This window comes from Streptomyces sp. NPDC056373 (genome assembly GCF_042262425.1).
GTDB lineage: Bacteria > Actinomycetota > Actinomycetes > Streptomycetales > Streptomycetaceae > Streptomyces.
The window spans coordinates 228003-242421 of the sequence record NZ_JBHJPX010000006.1 but is presented as its reverse complement, the minus strand read 5'-3'; the positions used below and the strand labels follow the sequence as shown (position 1 = coordinate 242421).

Here is a 14419-nt window from a genome sequence, read left to right as displayed (position 1 = left end):
GACGTGACCTATCTGCGTCTGCCGCATCTCCATGACGACCTGCTGTGCTTCGTGGCCGAGGACGACCTGTGGCTCGCCCCGCTCGACTCCCCCGGCCGGGCCTGGCGGCTCACCGTCGACCGCACCAAGGCGGGCCACCCGCGCTTCTCGCCGGACGGCCGCCACCTGGCGTACACGAGCTGGCGCACCCTGGTGCCCGAGGTCCACGTCGTCCCGGTGGACGGCGGGCCGGGCCGCCAGGTGAGCCACTGGGGCAGCGCCGACACCCGGGTCTGCGGCTGGACCCCGGAGGGCGAGATCCTGGCCGTGGCCTCGCACGGCGAGCCCTTCTCCTACTTCACGTGGGCCTACAAGATCACCCCGGGCGGCGACCCGGGCCGCAAACTGCCCTGGGGACCGGTGGCCGACATCCAGGTCGCCGACGTGGACGGGGAGCGCAAGTCCCTCCTCCTCACCGGCACCCCGCCGCACGAACCCGCCTCCTGGAAGCGCTACCGCGGCGGGGCGACGGGCCGGCTCTGGCTGCACGGCGAACGGCTCCTCGAAGGCATCGGAGGCCACCTGCACTCCCCCATGTTCGTCGGCGGCCGCATCGCCTTCCTCTCCGACCACGAGGGCGTCGCCAACCTCTACTCCTGCGCCTACGACGGCTCCGGACTGCGCCGGCACACCGACCACGACGCTTTCTACGCCCGGCACGCCGCCAGTGACGGCACCCGGGTGGTGTACCAGTGCGGGGGCGACCTGTGGCTGGTCGACGACCTGTCCCCGGACTCCGAGCCGCACCGGCTGGACGTACGGCCGATCGGGCCGCGGGCCGGGCGGCGCCCCTACCAGGTGGCGGCGTCCCGGCACCTCGACGGGCTCTCCGTCGACGAGACCGGACGGGCCAGTGCCGTCGTCGTGCGCGGCAGCCTGTACTGGCTGACCCACCGGGACGGCCCGGCCCGCACCCTCACCGACACCCCCGGCGTCCGGGTACGGCTGCCGGAGATGCTCGGCGGCAGCGGGCGGGTGGCGTACGTGACGGACGCCGAGGGCGAGGACGCGATCGAGATCGCCTCCCTGCCCCGGGCCAGCGGCGCCCGGGCGCCCCGGCGGCCGGCCCCGGGCCGCCTGGGCCGCGTGCACGAGCTGGTCTCGGACCCGGAGGGCGAGCGGCTGGCGGTCGCCTCGCACGACGGCCGGCTCCTCCTCGTGGACGTCACGGAGGACTCCGGCGGCGAGGTCACCGAGCTGATCCGGTCCGTCAACGGACCCGTGCGCGACCTCGCGTTCTCCCCCGACGGGACGTGGCTCACCTGGTCGCACCCGGGCATCGGGCGGAGCCTGCGGCAGATCAAGATGGCCCGGCTCGCCGACCGGCTCGTCGTCGACGTCACGGGCGGCCGCTTCGAGGACGAGAACCCGGTCTTCACCAGCGACGGCCGGTACCTCGCCTTCCTGTCCTGGCGCGGCTTCGACCCCGTCTACGACGTGCACACCGGCGACCTGTCCTTCCCGCTGGGCTGCCGCCCGTACCTGGTGCCGCTGTCCTCCGCGACGCCCTCACCGTTCGCCGTGAACCCCGAGGGCCGCCCGGCGGCCGGTGGCCTGGACCCGGTCGAGGACGACGGCGACGGGGACCACGGGGCCGCCGTGACCGTCGAGGCCGAGGGGCTGGAGAGCCGCGTCACGCCGTTCCCGGTGGCCGCCTCCAAGTACTCGGCGCTGCGTCCGGTCGCGGGCGGCGGGCTGGTGTGGCTGCGCTGGCCGATCTCCGGCGCCCTCGGTGAGACGTTCGCCAACCCCGACGACACCAGCGGCCGGCCGACCCTGGAGCACTTCGGCATCACCAAGGCCAGGAGGTCCGAACTCGCCCAGCACCTCGACTGGTTCGCGGTCAGCGGCGACGGCAGCCGGCTGGTGATCGTCGACGAGGGCGAACTGCGCGCGGTCCCGGCCACCGAGCAGGGCGACAGCGACTCCACCGTGTGGATCGACGCCCGCCGCATCCTGCACACGGTCGACCCGGCGGCGGAGTGGCGACAGTCCTACGAGGAGGCCGGCCGGCTGATCCGGGCCTACTTCTGGGAACCGGGCATGTGCGGCATCGACTGGGACGGGGTGCTGGACCAGTACCGCCCGCTGGTCGAACGGGTCGCGTCGCCCGACGAGTTCGCCGACCTGCTGCGCGAGGCCCTCGGCGAACTGGGCACGTCCCACGCCTATGTCACCGCCGCCCGGCGCAACGAGGGCCCGCCCCACTACCAGCGCAGGCAGGGCCTGCTCGGGGCCAACTTCGTCCGCAGGGACGGCGGCTGGACGGTGAAGCGGATCCTGCTCGGCGACTCCTCCGACTCCAAGGCCCGCTCCCCGCTGGCCGGCACGGGCATCCGGGAAGGCGCGGTCCTCACCCACGTGGACGGCCGCCCGGTGGACCCGGACACGGGCCCGTATCCGCTGCTGGCCGGCGCGGGCGGCACGACGGTGGAGCTGACCTTCGAACCGGCGGTGCACCCGGCTGGTGTCACGGCGGCGGACTCGGCCGGGGACTCGACGGCGGCTTCGACGGCGGACTCGGCCGATGGCCCGGCGGCGGGCCTGGCGGCGGTTTCCGCCGATGACCCGGCGGCGGACCCGGCCGCACTTTCCGCCGATGGCCCGGCGGCGGGCCTGGCGGCGGACTCGGCCGGGGACTCGACGGCGGCTTCGACGGCGGGCTCGGCCGATGGCCTGGCGGCGGTTTCGGCCGATGACCCGGCGGCGGGCCTGGCGGCGGTTTCCGTCGATGATCCGGCGGCGGGCCCGGCGCAGGCCGGGAGCGCGCCCCGGCGGGTCGCCGTCGTCCCGCTGGTCGACGAGCGCCCGTTGCGCTACCAGGACTGGGTGGCCAAACGCCGGGCGGTGGTGCGCGAGTTGAGCGGTGGACGCTGCGGCTATCTGCACATCCCGGACATGGGCGGCTCGGGCTGGGCTCAGTTCAACCGCGACCTGCGCATGGAGGTGTCCCGCCCCGCACTGATCGTGGACGTGCGCGGCAACGCGGGCGGCCACATCAGCGAACTCGTCATCGAGACGCTGAGCCGGACGATTCTGGGCTGGGACCTGACCCGCGACGCCCAGCCGGTCTCGTACACCTCGAACGCGCCCCGGGGCCCGGTGGTCGCCCTGGCGGACGAGGCGACCTCCTCCGACGGCGACATGATCACCGCCGCGTTCAAACTGCTGAAGCTCGGCCCGGTCGTGGGACAACGCACCTGGGGCGGCGTCGTCGGCATGACCGGCCGTCACGAGCTGGGCGACGGCACGGTGATCACCGTACCGATGAACGCCGCCTGGTTCGACGCGTACGGCTGGTCGATCGAGAACAAGGGCGTCGCCCCCGACATCGACATCCTGCGCACCCCGCTGGACTGGGCCGAGGGACGCCACGCCCAGCTGGCCGACGCGGTGGAACTGGCACTCGGGCTGCTGGAGACCGACCCCCCGGCGACACCGCCGACCTACAGCGACGTACCGGACCGCTCCCGCCCGAAACTGCCGCCCAGGACGTGAACGCCCCGGACCCGGACCGGACAGGGGAAAGGGGCGCCCCGCACGGGGACGCCCCAGTCCTCTCGGCACGCAACGTCAGGCGTCGAAGTCCTGGTCGAAGCGGTCCTCGTCACGCTCACGCTCGCGGTCGCGCTGCGGCTCCGAGCGCTCACGGTCGCGCTGCGGCTGCGAGGGGTCCATGTCCTCGTCGCGCCGGCGGCCGCGGCCCTGCATCTGCTCGCGAGCCTGGTCCGCCTTCTGGCGAGCCTGGTTCTGCCACTGCTCGGACTTCTCCTGGAACTGGTCCTTCATACCCATGTGGGTTCACTCCCGTTGGGGGTGAGGGGATCTGGCTCGATCAGATTCACACGGGCCGTGACCCTGCGCATGTCGATCACTTACGGAGCGTAGTCCGCTGCTGTTCGTCGGCCGCTCCCCCGGCCCCGACGAGGCCCGTGCGCATGCCCGTGAGCCGGTCCGCGAACCGCCGCATCTCGCGCTGGCCCACTGTTCCGATGACCGCCGGCAGGTAGCCGCGCACGCCCTGCATCCCCCGCAGCCACCACTGCCCGTACACATGGCCCGACCTGCGCTCGATCCCCTCAACGAGCCGGTCCACGGCCGGCCCCAGCGGGTACGTCTTGTTGGACGGCCAGGGCAGCCGCTGCCTCAACTCCCGCATGACGTCGTCCTGGTCGGCCCCGCGCACCATGTCGGTGTCGGTCCACGACAGATAGCCGACGCCCACCTTCACGCCCCGGTGCCCGACCTCGGCCCGCAGGCTGTGCGCGTACGCCTCCACGCCCGACTTGGACGCGCAGTACGCGGTCATCATCGGCGCCGGGGTGATCGCGGCGAGGGAGGCTATCTGCAGCAGATAGCCCCGGCTGCGCGTCAGCAGCGGCAGGAAGGCCCGGGCGGTCACCGCCGAACCGATCAGGTTCACCTCGATCACCCGCCGCCAGGACTCCGGGTCGGAGTCCGCGAAGGGACCACCGGTGGCGACACCGGCGTTGGCGACGACGATGTCGACCCGGCCGAAGCGCTCCTCGACCTCGCCCGCCACGCGGGCCATCGCCTCGTGGTCGGTGACGTCGGCGTACCAGTGGTCGCTGTCGCTGTGCAGCCGGCCGGAGACCTCCTTGAGCGCGTCCGGCTCCAGGCCGACCAGCGCCACCTTCACGCCACGCGCCGACAGTTTGCGGGCCAGCAACTCCCCGACGCCGCGCGCCGCTCCGGTCACCACGGCGACCTTGCCCTCAAGGCTGACCCTGCTCATGCGCTCTCCTCGGTTACGGCCTGGATGTGTGCGTGCACTTCGGCGTGGGCCTCGACGGGTGCGCGGTCCTCGACGGGTGCGCGGCCCTCGACGTGTGCGCGGCCCTCGACATGCGGGCGGACCTCGACGTGTGCGCGGACGAGCTCCCGGACGGTGCCGCTGACCAGGTCGGGCGCCTCCACGGGCGTCATGTGGCCGATGCCGGGCAGTTCGACGAGCCCGGTGCAGTGCGGCAGGGCGGCGGCCAGGGCCCGGGCCTGCACCGGCGGCGTCAGCCGGTCCGCCGTACCGACGAGCACGGCCGTGGGCACGTCCAGCTCGCGCACGCCGTGATCGAGGTCGAGCAGGTCCAGCACCTGCGACCAGGAGTGGCGGACCTTGCGGGGGCAGGCGTGCACGATCCGGGCACACGCCTCGATCATGTGCGGGGCCGAACCCGGCCCCATCGTCCCGTACTTGAGAATCCGGCGGGCCAGAGGCGTGACCGGCCCCAGCGGGGCGCGGGAGCCGAGGATCCGCCGGGTCAGCCAGGTCCGCACCCGCCCGGGCCGCAGGGGGACGACGGTGGAGGCCGCGACCAGCTGCGAACTGCCCGTGCTGCACAGCAGGACGGCGGCCGCGTGCGCCCGGAAGGCGGCCCTTCCCGAGGCCGCCATCACGGTCATCCCGCCCATGGAGTGTCCCGCGATCACCGCCTGTTCGCCGGGCGCGAGGGCCGCCTGGAGTACCGCCTCCAGGTCGTCGGCGAGCGCGTCGGAGCTGCACGCGGGGCTCGCGGGGCTGCGGCCGTGGCCGCGCTGGTCGTAGGCGACGACCCGGTGGTCCGCGGCCAGGTCACGCAGCTGCGCCGCCCAGAAGGCGGTGGAGCAGGTCCAGCCGTGGGCCAGGACGACGGCGGGGGCGTCCTCGGACCCGTGGATCTCGACGTGCAGCCGGGCCCCGTCGGCGGAGACGGCGGTCAGCTCGCGCGCCGGGGCGGGCGGGGCGTAGGGGCCGGAGTCGACGTGCGGGAGACGGCTCACGCGTCCGCCCCGGCCTTCGCCACGGCGGGCTTCTCCGGCACGGACGCCCGCAGGACGTCGTACTCGGCGAGGTCCACCCGCCGCGTCGCCCGCCGGAACTCCCCGGTGGTGCCGGGCCAGATGGTGGTGTTGCGGCCGCTGGCGTCGAGGTACCAGCTGGTGCAGCCTCCGGTGTTCCACACGGTGCGCTTCATGCGCTCCTGCACCCGGTCGTTCCACGTGCGCACGGCGTCCGGGCGGGCGTCGAGGGCGACCCGCCCGCCGAGAACGTCGAGTTGGCGGACGTAGTCGGCGAGGTAGTTCAGCTGGGACTCGATCATGAGGATCATCGAGGAGTTCCCGAGGCCGGTGTTGGGCCCGATGACCGTCATCCAGTTGGGGAAGCCGGCCGCGGAGGCGCCGCGCAGGGCCTCCATGCCGCCCTTCCACGTCTCGGCGAGGGTCCGCCCGTCGGCGCCCACCACCCGTTCCGCGATGGGCATGTCGGTGACGTGGAAGCCGGTACCGAAGACGATCGCGTCCACCTCGGCCTCACTGCCGTCGGCGGCGACGAGGGTCGAGCCGCAGACCTCGGCCAGCCCGCTCGCGACCACGTCCACATTCGGCTGCGCGAGTGCCGGGTAGTAGTCGCTGGACAACAGGATCCGCTTGCAGCCGATGCGGTAGTCCGGGGTGAGCTTCGCCCGCAGGGCGGGATCCTTGATGGACCGGGCCATGTTGCGCCGGGCCATGTCCTCGACGAGGCCGAGCTGCCCCGGATGCTTGGTGAACGCCTGGACCTGCAACTCGCGGATGCCCCACAGCAGTCCGCGCCGCACCTGCGAGGTGAAGGGCAGCCGCCGGTGCACCCACCGCTCGGTGTCACCGATCGCCCGGTCCATGCGGGGCATCACCCAGGGCGCCGTGCGCTGGAACAGGGTGAGCCGCGAGACGTCGGGCTGGATCGACGGCACGATCTGGGCGGCCGAGGCGCCGGTCCCCACCATCGCGACGCGCTTGCCGCGCAGGTCGTAGTCGTGGTCCCAGCGGGCCGAGTGGAACACCTTGCCCGGGAAGGACTCCAGCCCGGGGATGTCCGGCACCTTCGGGTCGGACAGCGGCCCCGTCGCCGAGACGACCAGGTCCGCCGACAGGTTGCCGCTGCTGGTCTCGATGTCCCAGCACAGCCGCTCGGCGTTCCAGCTCATCCGCTTCACCTCCGAGTCGAAGCGGATGTGCGGCCGCAGCCGGAACACGTCCGTCACGTGCTCCAGGTAGGCGCGGATGTGCTCCTGCCCCGAGAAGGTGCGCGGCCAGTCGGGGTTGGGCGCGAAGGAGAACGAGTAGAGGTGCGAGGGCACGTCACACCGGCATCCCGGGTAGCTGTTGTCCCGCCAGGTGCCGCCGACACTGCTCGCCCGCTCCAGGACGACGAAGTCGGTGACACCCTCGCGGCGCAGCCGCACGGCGGCCCCCAGCCCGCCGAACCCGGACCCGACCACCGCGACCCGCACATGCTCGCGCTCGCCCATGCCGACACCTCCACGCACCACGAGAACCGTGCCAGTGAACACTGGCGCAATGGGAGCGTAGGGCATCGGCGTACTGATGGGTAGGGGGCGGGACACGGAAGTTACCCGCAGTACGCCTTAAGGTGCCCAGGTGGCCGAGAAGCGTGAATACCGCATGGAAGAGCTGGCCCGGCTCGCCGGGATCACGGTGCGCACCCTGCGCTTCTACCGCGAACGCAAACTGATCCCGCCACCCCGCCGCGAGGGCCGCATCGCCTGGTACGACGACCATCACCTGGCCCGGCTGCGCACGATCACGGCCCTGCTGGAGCGCGGCCACACCCTCAACGGCATCGCGGAACTGGCGGAGGCCTTCGACCACGGCCGGGACGTCGGCGACCTGCTCGGCGTCGGCGGCCCCACCGAGGAGGAACCCGTCCACCTCACCCCCGAGGAACTCGCCGACCGCTACGCGGGCGAGGCCACACCGGAGAACCTCGCCGCCGCGATGGAACTCGGCTACCTCGGCACCGACGGCGAGGAGATCGTCCACATCAGCCGCCGCCTGCTGGACGTCTCATCGGCCCTGGTCCACGAGGGCATCCCCCTCGCGGAGGTCCTCCGCGCCGCCCAGCAGGTCCGCACCCACGCCGACGCCCTCGCCGACCTCTTCACCGACCTGGTCCTGCGCCACACCTCCGCCCAGGACCTCCCCCGCCTGCGCCCCCTGGCCCGCAGCGTGGTGGAGGCGGAACTGTCACTGGCGTTGGACCGGAGGATGCGCAACCAGGCTCAGACCGACATTCACTCCATCGGGTCACCTTCAGACTGATGCGGCCCGAGCTGGCGTTCGCACTCCGAGAGTGGGATCGAAAAGCCCCGGCGACTGTGTCAGCAGCCCCGGGGTGTGGCCGACACCACCAAGGAGCGTCGACATGCCCGAGCGTAGCCTCCGACCAGCCCCGCGCAGCCCGTCTCCCCCGCCTGCCGGGCAACCGAGGGCCCTTGCCGCTCTGCGTCTCAGTTACCTCACCGGGGTGACCACTTCGCCGGGCCGACAGCGATCGGCCATCCAGCGCTGCGCCGACAGACTCGGTTTCACACTCGTCGCCGAGGCTTCCGACCTCGGCGTATCGGCCCGCCGGACATCCCCGTTCGAGAGGCCTTCCCTGTCGTCGTGGCTGGGTCGGCCTCACGAGTACGAAGCCGTCGTCTGGGCACATGTGGATCGCGCGGTGCGGTCAGTAGCACACATGGCCGAGTTGATCGCGTGGGGACGGCAGCACGCCCGGACACTCGTCTTCGGCATGCCGGACACCGACGCTCCGCTTGTCGTCACACCACAGGCGGACGGTTCGACCATCCGGCGTTGCGTGGATCTGGCACACCAGGCCGAGGTGGAGGCACGCACCATCTCCGAGCGACTCAGCAGCAGCCACGCAGCGCTGCGCGCGGCCGGCCGTTACGGCGGCGGGCTGATCCCCTTCGGTTACCGGAAGGCACCCCATCCCTCCGGCAGCGGCTGGAGCTTGGCCCCCGACCCCGTGACCGCCGCCCTTGTCCACAAGATCGTGCAAGAGGTGCATGCGGGTCGGTCGCTGGTCTCCATCGCACGCGGGCTGAACGATGCGGGTGTGCTCGTCCCACGCGATCGCCATGCCCAGCTTCAAGGAGCACCGACAGGGGGTCGCCGGCACGGACGCGACTTCGACCGATTCCGCTGGACCTCAGGCACGCTGTCCAAGGTTCTCCGAAGTCCCTCGTTGATGGGTCACCGGACGCATGGAGGCGAGACAGTCCGCGATGCGTCCGGCGCTCCCGTACTGATCGGACAGCCGGTTTTGTCCGCCCAGGAGTTCCAGACGCTGCAGGTGGTTCTTCTGGCTCGTTCCAACGGGACCCGCCGCCCCCGAAGTCGGACGCCTGCGATGCTCACGGGAATCGCACACTGTTCGGGTTGCGGCGGGCGCATGTACTTTGCCGCGCGCAAGGGGTACCCGTACGGCGACTACGTGTGCCGCGCGACCGCGCGCAGCCAGGTGTGCACGGCTTCCGCAGCCATGCGGTCCGACTGGCTTGAGAACTACACGGTGTACCGCTACCGCGAGGCCACAGCGACAGATGGGGCCGTCTCGCGGGCGCTTCTTCTCGAATACGGCGTCCGTGTCACCGTCGCCAAGGGTCGTTGCGGTGGTGATGCCACCCGCCTCATGGGACCGGACACCTCGCGCTTGACCTTTACTCTCGGTGACCGCCTGGACGCTGCGCACTGAGCCGCGAGCACTGTCGGACGAGCGAGGCCGCGCTCCCGCACGTCTCGCTCGATCCCTGTCACCTCTCGAAGGCCACTGTCACCGGTGCGTGGTCCGACCACCGCTCCTCGTGGCTGGCCGCTCGCTCCACCACTGCCTTGACGGCACGTGCCGCAAGCCGAGGAGTCGCCACGGCAAGATCAATCCGCCATCCTGAATCGTTGTCGAAGGCCCGCCCCCGGTACGACCACCACGAGTACGGCCCCTCGACGTCCGGGTGCAGGGCCCGTACGACGTCGACGTAGCCGCCGTCGGCCGGGTCGAGGACGCGGCCCAGCCACTCCCGCTCCTCCGGCAGGAATCCGGAGTTCTTCTGGTTGCCGCGCCAGTTCTTCAGGTCGGCCCGCTGGTGGGCGATGTTCCAGTCGCCGCAGACGAGCACCTCGCGCCCGTCGGCGGCGGCACGCTCCCGCAGCCCCTTGAGGTAGGTGAGGAACTCGCCCATGAAGCGTTCCTTCTCGTCCTGCCGCTCGGTGCCGACCTCGCCGGAGGGGAGATAGAGGGACGCCACCGTGATCCCCGGGAGGTCGATCTCCACGTACCGCCCGCTGCCGTCGAACTCTTCCGAGCCGAAGCCGACCTGGACCCGGTCGGGCTCGCGGCGGCTGTACAGGGACACCCCGGCCCGGCCCTTGGCGGCGGCCGGTGCGTGCACCACGTGCCACCCCTCGGGCGCACGGACGTGCTCCGGCAGCTGCTCCGGCTCGGCGCGCACCTCCTGCAGGCACAGCACATCGGCTTCGGTCGCCGCGAGCCACTCCACGAAGCCCTTCTTCGCGGCGGCACGCAGCCCGTTCACATTCACAGAGGTCACTGTCAGCAAAGCACTCTCCTCGACATCACCGGCGACCCCAGCGGCAGGACCCGTTGTCGGAGGTCACAGTGAGCACCCCGGCACGACACCGGCACACTGGACGAGGTCCAGTTCCGGATCGAATACGGTAGCGGCCATGCACATACGCCGGGTCTCCTTCGACCACCCCGACGCCATGAAGCTGAACGACCAGGTCCAGGCCGAGTACGCCGTCCGCTACGGCGACGACGGCGACGCCACGCCCATGGCCGCAGCGGACTTCGATCCGCCGAAGGGTGTGTACCTGATCGCGTACGACGAGCACGACAGCCCCGTCGCCTCGGGCGGCTGGCGCTCCCAGGACAGCAACGGCGAGGGCAACCTCGACGGCGACGCCGAGCTCAAGCGCATGTACGTGGTCGACGCCATGCGCGGCCGGGGTCTGGCCCGGCGCGTGCTGGCCGCTCTGGAGGAGGACGCCCGCGCCGCGGGCCGCCGCCGCATGGTCCTGGAGACGGGCACCAAGCAGCCCGAGGCCATTGCCCTGTACACGTCCAGCGGCTACGAGCCGTGCGGCAAGTTCGGCTATTACCGCTTCCACGAGGCGAGCCGCTGCTTCGCCAAGGACCTGCGGCCGGCCGGCTGACAGGCACTCAGCGACGGTCCTGGCTGTGGCCCGTGTCACGCGGCGCGAGCCACCGCCACCCGTCGCCCACCGCCCGGGCCTGAACATACGTCAGAGCCCGGTCGGTTTCCCGACCGGGCTCTGAGCTGCGTGGACCTGAGGGGATTTGAACCCCTGGCCCCCTCGATGCGAACGAGGTGCGCTACCGGACTGCGCCACAGGCCCTTGCAACGAGTGAAACTTTAGCACCCCGATCGGCCTGCTTGGAAATCCGTTCCCCAGGGGCGTCCACCTGCGGCTTCGCGGCGCTACTCGTTCGCGGCCCGGGGCCGCTCCCCGTCCTCGTACTGGTCGAACAGCGGGGTGCGGCCGCGCTCCCGGGCCCGGCGGGCGGAGGCCGCCCTGGGGGTCTCCCCGCGCGAGCGCGTTCGAGCGTGGGGGTGTGCGTCGGTGCGCCCGTCGCCGTCGTCCGTGCCGTGGGCGGACGGGTGCGGCTCGCCCGGGTGGTCGGCGCCCGAGTCGTTCTCCGCGTCCGGGTTCACCGTGCTCGACCGGGCCGAGCTCCAGGTGTCGGGGGCCCCGAGGTCCACGTCACTGGTGGCCCGCGGCGCGACCGGGGCCGTCACATAGGTCGGCAGGGGGACCGGCACCGGCTCCCAGCTGTCGCCGCCCTGACCGGGCCGCCGCCGGCGCTCGCGCTGCTGGTCGACCCACTCCGCGTGGTCGGTCTGCTCGACGAGGGCGCGCCGGTCCGCCGCGAGGGCCGAGAGGCCGGGGTCGGCCACCGACTCGGGTCCCTCCTCCGGTTCGTCGCCCTCCTCGTCGGCCAGGGCGCGCCGGCGGGGCTGGCGCTGCCGCTCCCGCAGGCGCTGGGCCGCGGCCTCGGCCATCCGCCGGTCCATCTGGTAGGTGAAGCGGCGGCGCTCCTGGGAGCGCAGATAGGCGATGTAGACGCTGAGCATGACCGCGGGCACACCGGGGGCCCACAGGAACGCGAGCCCTCCGACCGCGGCGACGATCGCGCCGAGGGTGAAGGCGAGGAACAGCATGGTGGTGGTGCGCCGACGGCGCGCGAGGACCTTCGAGCGCCGGGCTCGTGCCGCGGCCGCCTGGTTCGCCTGCGCCGAGGGGCCGCGCCGGGCGGCGGGCACCCGCTCCCGGGGGCGCCCGGAGCGCGCCGCGTTGGGTGCGGGCGACTGCCGGGCCTGGGGTTCGGGGGTCGCCGGGTGGGACGGCTGCTCGGGGGCGGGCGACGGTACGGGCGCCTGGGTCTGCGGACGGGTCTTGGACACGGCGAAGGCCCGGACGTCCACCGAGTCGGTGACCGCGTCCGGGGCGTCGGCGCCCTGCTCCCCCTCGTCGGTGGAGCGCGCCCGCAGGTCCTTGGCGTACCGGCGCTCCATTCCCGCCCGTCCGGACAGCAGCCGGATGGCGGTGCTGAAGCGTTCCGTCGGACGGGCCTCGTTCAGCTCGTCCTGCCTACGGAGCCACATAGGCACCAAGTAGGCGGCCCAGGCCCCGACAATGACTGCGTAGATGAGGCCGCTGCTGCTCACGTCTCACACCGTAGAGGGGTTTGTGTGAGGCCATCTGCCAATTGAGCCGGTGTGTCGCACGATCTGGCTGATATTTCGAACTTTTTTTGTGACCGATGCGATCAGCAGACCGCTCAGGCCGGGAATTCATTGCCCTGAGATGGTCATCGGCCGATCAATTTCGAACATGTATTCAATTTCCGGGGTGGTGCCGCATTCCGGGGTTGCTCTGTGACCGCGCCCGGTGCCAGCGCTTCAGCAAGCCTTCCGGCACCTCCTCCGCCGTGAGGGCGAAGACGAGGTGGTCGCGCCACGCGCCGTCGATGTGGAGATAGCGGGGCCGCAGCCCCTCCTCGCGGAATCCGAGTTTTTCCACGACCCGGCGGCTGGGCCCGTTCTCGGGGCGAATGCAGACTTCGATGCGGTGCAGTCCGACGGTGCGGAAACAGTGGTCCACGACGAGCGCCACCGACGTCGGCATCACCCCGCGGCCGGCCACCGACTCGTCCACCCAGTACCCGACGTGCCCGGAGCACATCGAGCCCCAGGTGATCCCGGCGACGGTCAACTGCCCGACCAGCCGCCCCTGGTACTCGATGACGAAGGGCAGCATCCGGCCCGCGTTCGCCTCCGACCTCAGGTGGCGGACCATCTGGCGGAAGGTGGGGCGGTGCGTCATCGGCCCGCCCGGTGCGGGCGGCGGGATCGTCGCCTCCCAGGGGCGCAGCCAGTCGCGGTTGCGCCGGTTGACCTCGCGCCAGGCCCGCTGGTCGCGCAGCTTTATCGGCCTGAGGACGATGTCGCCGTCCACCAGCTCCACGGGCCAGGATGGGCTGTTCAGCTCGCACCCCCACTGCCGGGTCTGGGGTGGTCGCCGCCCCGGAGCTGCTCGACGGCGTGGACGAGCAGCGGTTCCAGGACGGCGAGGCCGTCCTTCACGCCGCCGCTGGAGCCGGGCAGATTGACGATCAGCGTCTCCCCCGCCACTCCGGCCAGGCCCCGGGAGAGCGCCGCGGTCGGCACCTTCTCCCGGCCGAACGCCCGGATGGCCTCGGCGATGCCCGGCACCTCGTGGTCGATCACGCGGCGGGTCGCCTCGGGGGTGCGGTCGGTGGGCGAGATGCCGGTGCCGCCGGTGGTGACGATGACGTCGTAGCCGGCGTCGGCACCGGCGCGCAGGGCCGCCTCGACGGGGTCGCCGTCGGGGACGACCTGCGGGCCGTCGACCTCGAAGCCGAAGCCCTTCAGGCCGTCGGAGACCAGCGGGCCGCCCTTGTCCTCGTAGATCCCGGCGGCGGCCCGGTTGGAGGCCGTGACGACGAGCGCGCGGTACGTCATGACCGGCTCCAGTCGCCCGACTTGCCGCCCGTCTTCTCCTCCACCCGTACGTCCGTGATGACCGCTCCCTTGTCGACCGCCTTGACCATGTCGATCACGGTGAGCGCGGCGACGGAGACCGCGGTGAGGGCCTCCATCTCGACGCCCGTGCGGTCCGTCGTCTTCACGGTGGCCAGGATCTCCACGGCGTCGTCCGCGACCGACAGGTCCAGTTTCACACCGGACACCGACAACGGGTGACAGAGCGGGATCAGGTCGGGGGTGCGTTTGGCGCCCATGATCCCCGCGATCCGCGCGGTCGCGAGGGCGTCGCCCTTCGGGACACCCTCGCCGCGCAGCAGCTCGATCACGCGGGGCGAGACGAGGACGCGCCCGCTGGCGCGTGCGGTGCGCGCTGTCACGTCCTTCTCCGACACGTCGACCATACGGGCGGCGCCCGCCTCGTCGATGTGCGTCAGCCGGTCCGGCGTACGGCCGTCCTGCGGGGGTGGGTCCTGCGTGCTCATGCT

At 72.1% G+C, this 14419-nt stretch carries 13 protein-coding genes and 1 tRNA gene; 4 read left to right on the top strand and 10 right to left on the bottom strand.

Annotation, left to right across the window (positions count from 1 at the left end; all coding sequences use genetic code 11):
• The first annotated feature begins 3 nt into the window (after positions 1-3).
• Positions 4-3537: a S41 family peptidase gene (locus tag ACFCXS_RS14745; protein ID WP_376643614.1), complete on the top strand. Its 3534-nt coding sequence runs from the start codon at positions 4-6 to the stop codon at positions 3535-3537.
• Positions 3538-3612: 75 nt separating this feature from the next.
• Here the strand turns inward: ACFCXS_RS14745 and ACFCXS_RS14740 are convergent, their stop codons facing one another.
• The 4 genes from ACFCXS_RS14740 to ACFCXS_RS14725 all read right to left on the bottom strand — a co-directional run bounded on the left by ACFCXS_RS14740 (position 3613) and on the right by ACFCXS_RS14725 (position 7328).
• The gene (locus ACFCXS_RS14740) at positions 3613-3834 is read right to left on the bottom strand and encodes a hypothetical protein (protein WP_352097187.1); all 222 of its coding nucleotides are present in this window, start codon (positions 3832-3834) and stop codon (positions 3613-3615) included.
• 76 nt (positions 3835-3910) lie between these two features.
• Entirely contained in the window at positions 3911-4795 is an 885-nt protein-coding gene (locus ACFCXS_RS14735) for an SDR family oxidoreductase (protein ID WP_376643613.1), read from the bottom strand.
• Positions 4792-5817: an alpha/beta fold hydrolase gene (locus tag ACFCXS_RS14730; protein WP_376643612.1), complete on the bottom strand. Its 1026-nt coding sequence runs from the start codon at positions 5815-5817 to the stop codon at positions 4792-4794. The genes ACFCXS_RS14735 and ACFCXS_RS14730 overlap by 4 nt, the downstream gene beginning before the upstream one ends.
• Complete coding sequence (locus ACFCXS_RS14725) at positions 5814-7328, bottom strand: flavin-containing monooxygenase (protein WP_376643611.1); 1515 nt, start codon at positions 7326-7328, stop codon at positions 5814-5816. The genes ACFCXS_RS14730 and ACFCXS_RS14725 overlap by 4 nt, the downstream gene beginning before the upstream one ends.
• A gap of 130 nt (positions 7329-7458) precedes the next feature.
• On the opposite strand from ACFCXS_RS14725, the gene ACFCXS_RS14720 reads away from it, so the two are divergent.
• On the top strand, positions 7459-8139 hold the full coding sequence (locus ACFCXS_RS14720) for a MerR family transcriptional regulator (protein WP_376643610.1): 681 nt from the start codon (positions 7459-7461) through the stop codon (positions 8137-8139).
• A 103-nt stretch (positions 8140-8242) separates the two neighbouring features.
• Positions 8243-9580, top strand: a complete 1338-nt coding sequence (locus tag ACFCXS_RS14715) for a recombinase family protein (RefSeq protein ID WP_376643609.1) — start codon at positions 8243-8245, stop codon at positions 9578-9580.
• Between the two features lie 58 nt (positions 9581-9638).
• On the opposite strand, the gene ACFCXS_RS14710 is transcribed toward ACFCXS_RS14715, so the two are convergent.
• Positions 9639-10442 (bottom strand): exodeoxyribonuclease III, encoded by an 804-nt coding sequence (locus ACFCXS_RS14710; protein ID WP_376643608.1) that lies wholly within the window; start codon positions 10440-10442, stop codon positions 9639-9641.
• 127 nt (positions 10443-10569) lie between these two features.
• Here ACFCXS_RS14710 and ACFCXS_RS14705 point away from each other — a divergent pair, with 127 nt between their 5' ends.
• Positions 10570-11058: a GNAT family N-acetyltransferase gene (locus tag ACFCXS_RS14705; RefSeq protein WP_376643607.1), complete on the top strand. Its 489-nt coding sequence runs from the start codon at positions 10570-10572 to the stop codon at positions 11056-11058.
• A gap of 130 nt (positions 11059-11188) precedes the next feature.
• Here ACFCXS_RS14705 and ACFCXS_RS14700 read toward each other — a convergent pair.
• From ACFCXS_RS14700 to moaC, 5 genes are all read right to left on the bottom strand, one after another.
• Positions 11189-11262 (bottom strand) — tRNA-Ala (locus ACFCXS_RS14700).
• An 83-nt stretch (positions 11263-11345) separates the two neighbouring features.
• The gene (glpR, locus tag ACFCXS_RS14695) at positions 11346-12593 is read right to left on the bottom strand and encodes a gephyrin-like molybdotransferase receptor GlpR (RefSeq protein ID WP_376643606.1); all 1248 of its coding nucleotides are present in this window, start codon (positions 12591-12593) and stop codon (positions 11346-11348) included.
• A gap of 172 nt (positions 12594-12765) precedes the next feature.
• Positions 12766-13386 carry a GNAT family N-acetyltransferase gene (locus ACFCXS_RS14690; protein ID WP_376643837.1) on the bottom strand — a complete coding sequence of 207 codons (621 nt, stop codon included), beginning with the start codon at positions 13384-13386 and terminating at the stop codon, positions 12766-12768.
• 23 nt (positions 13387-13409) lie between these two features.
• Positions 13410-13910: a molybdenum cofactor biosynthesis protein B gene (locus ACFCXS_RS14685; protein WP_376643605.1), complete on the bottom strand. Its 501-nt coding sequence runs from the start codon at positions 13908-13910 to the stop codon at positions 13410-13412.
• Complete coding sequence (moaC, locus tag ACFCXS_RS14680) at positions 13907-14416, bottom strand: cyclic pyranopterin monophosphate synthase MoaC (RefSeq protein ID WP_104780145.1); 510 nt, start codon at positions 14414-14416, stop codon at positions 13907-13909. Before moaC ends, ACFCXS_RS14685 begins: the two co-directional genes overlap by 4 nt.
• Positions 14417-14419 lie beyond the last annotated feature (3 nt).

Coding starts and splice junctions, on each gene's coding strand:
- ACFCXS_RS14740 (WP_352097187.1), bottom strand. CDS start 3,834: ATGGGTATGAAGGACCAGTTCCAGGAGAAGTCCGAGCAGTGGCAGAAC.
- ACFCXS_RS14735 (WP_376643613.1), bottom strand. CDS start 4,795: ATGAGCAGGGTCAGCCTTGAGGGCAAGGTCGCCGTGGTGACCGGAGCG.
- ACFCXS_RS14725 (WP_376643611.1), bottom strand. CDS start 7,328: ATGGGCGAGCGCGAGCATGTGCGGGTCGCGGTGGTCGGGTCCGGGTTC.
- ACFCXS_RS14715 (WP_376643609.1), top strand. CDS start 8,243: ATGCCCGAGCGTAGCCTCCGACCAGCCCCGCGCAGCCCGTCTCCCCCG.
- ACFCXS_RS14705 (WP_376643607.1), top strand. CDS start 10,570: ATGCACATACGCCGGGTCTCCTTCGACCACCCCGACGCCATGAAGCTG.
- ACFCXS_RS14685 (WP_376643605.1), bottom strand. CDS start 13,910: ATGACGTACCGCGCGCTCGTCGTCACGGCCTCCAACCGGGCCGCCGCC.
- moaC (WP_104780145.1), bottom strand. CDS start 14,416: ATGAGCACGCAGGACCCACCCCCGCAGGACGGCCGTACGCCGGACCGG.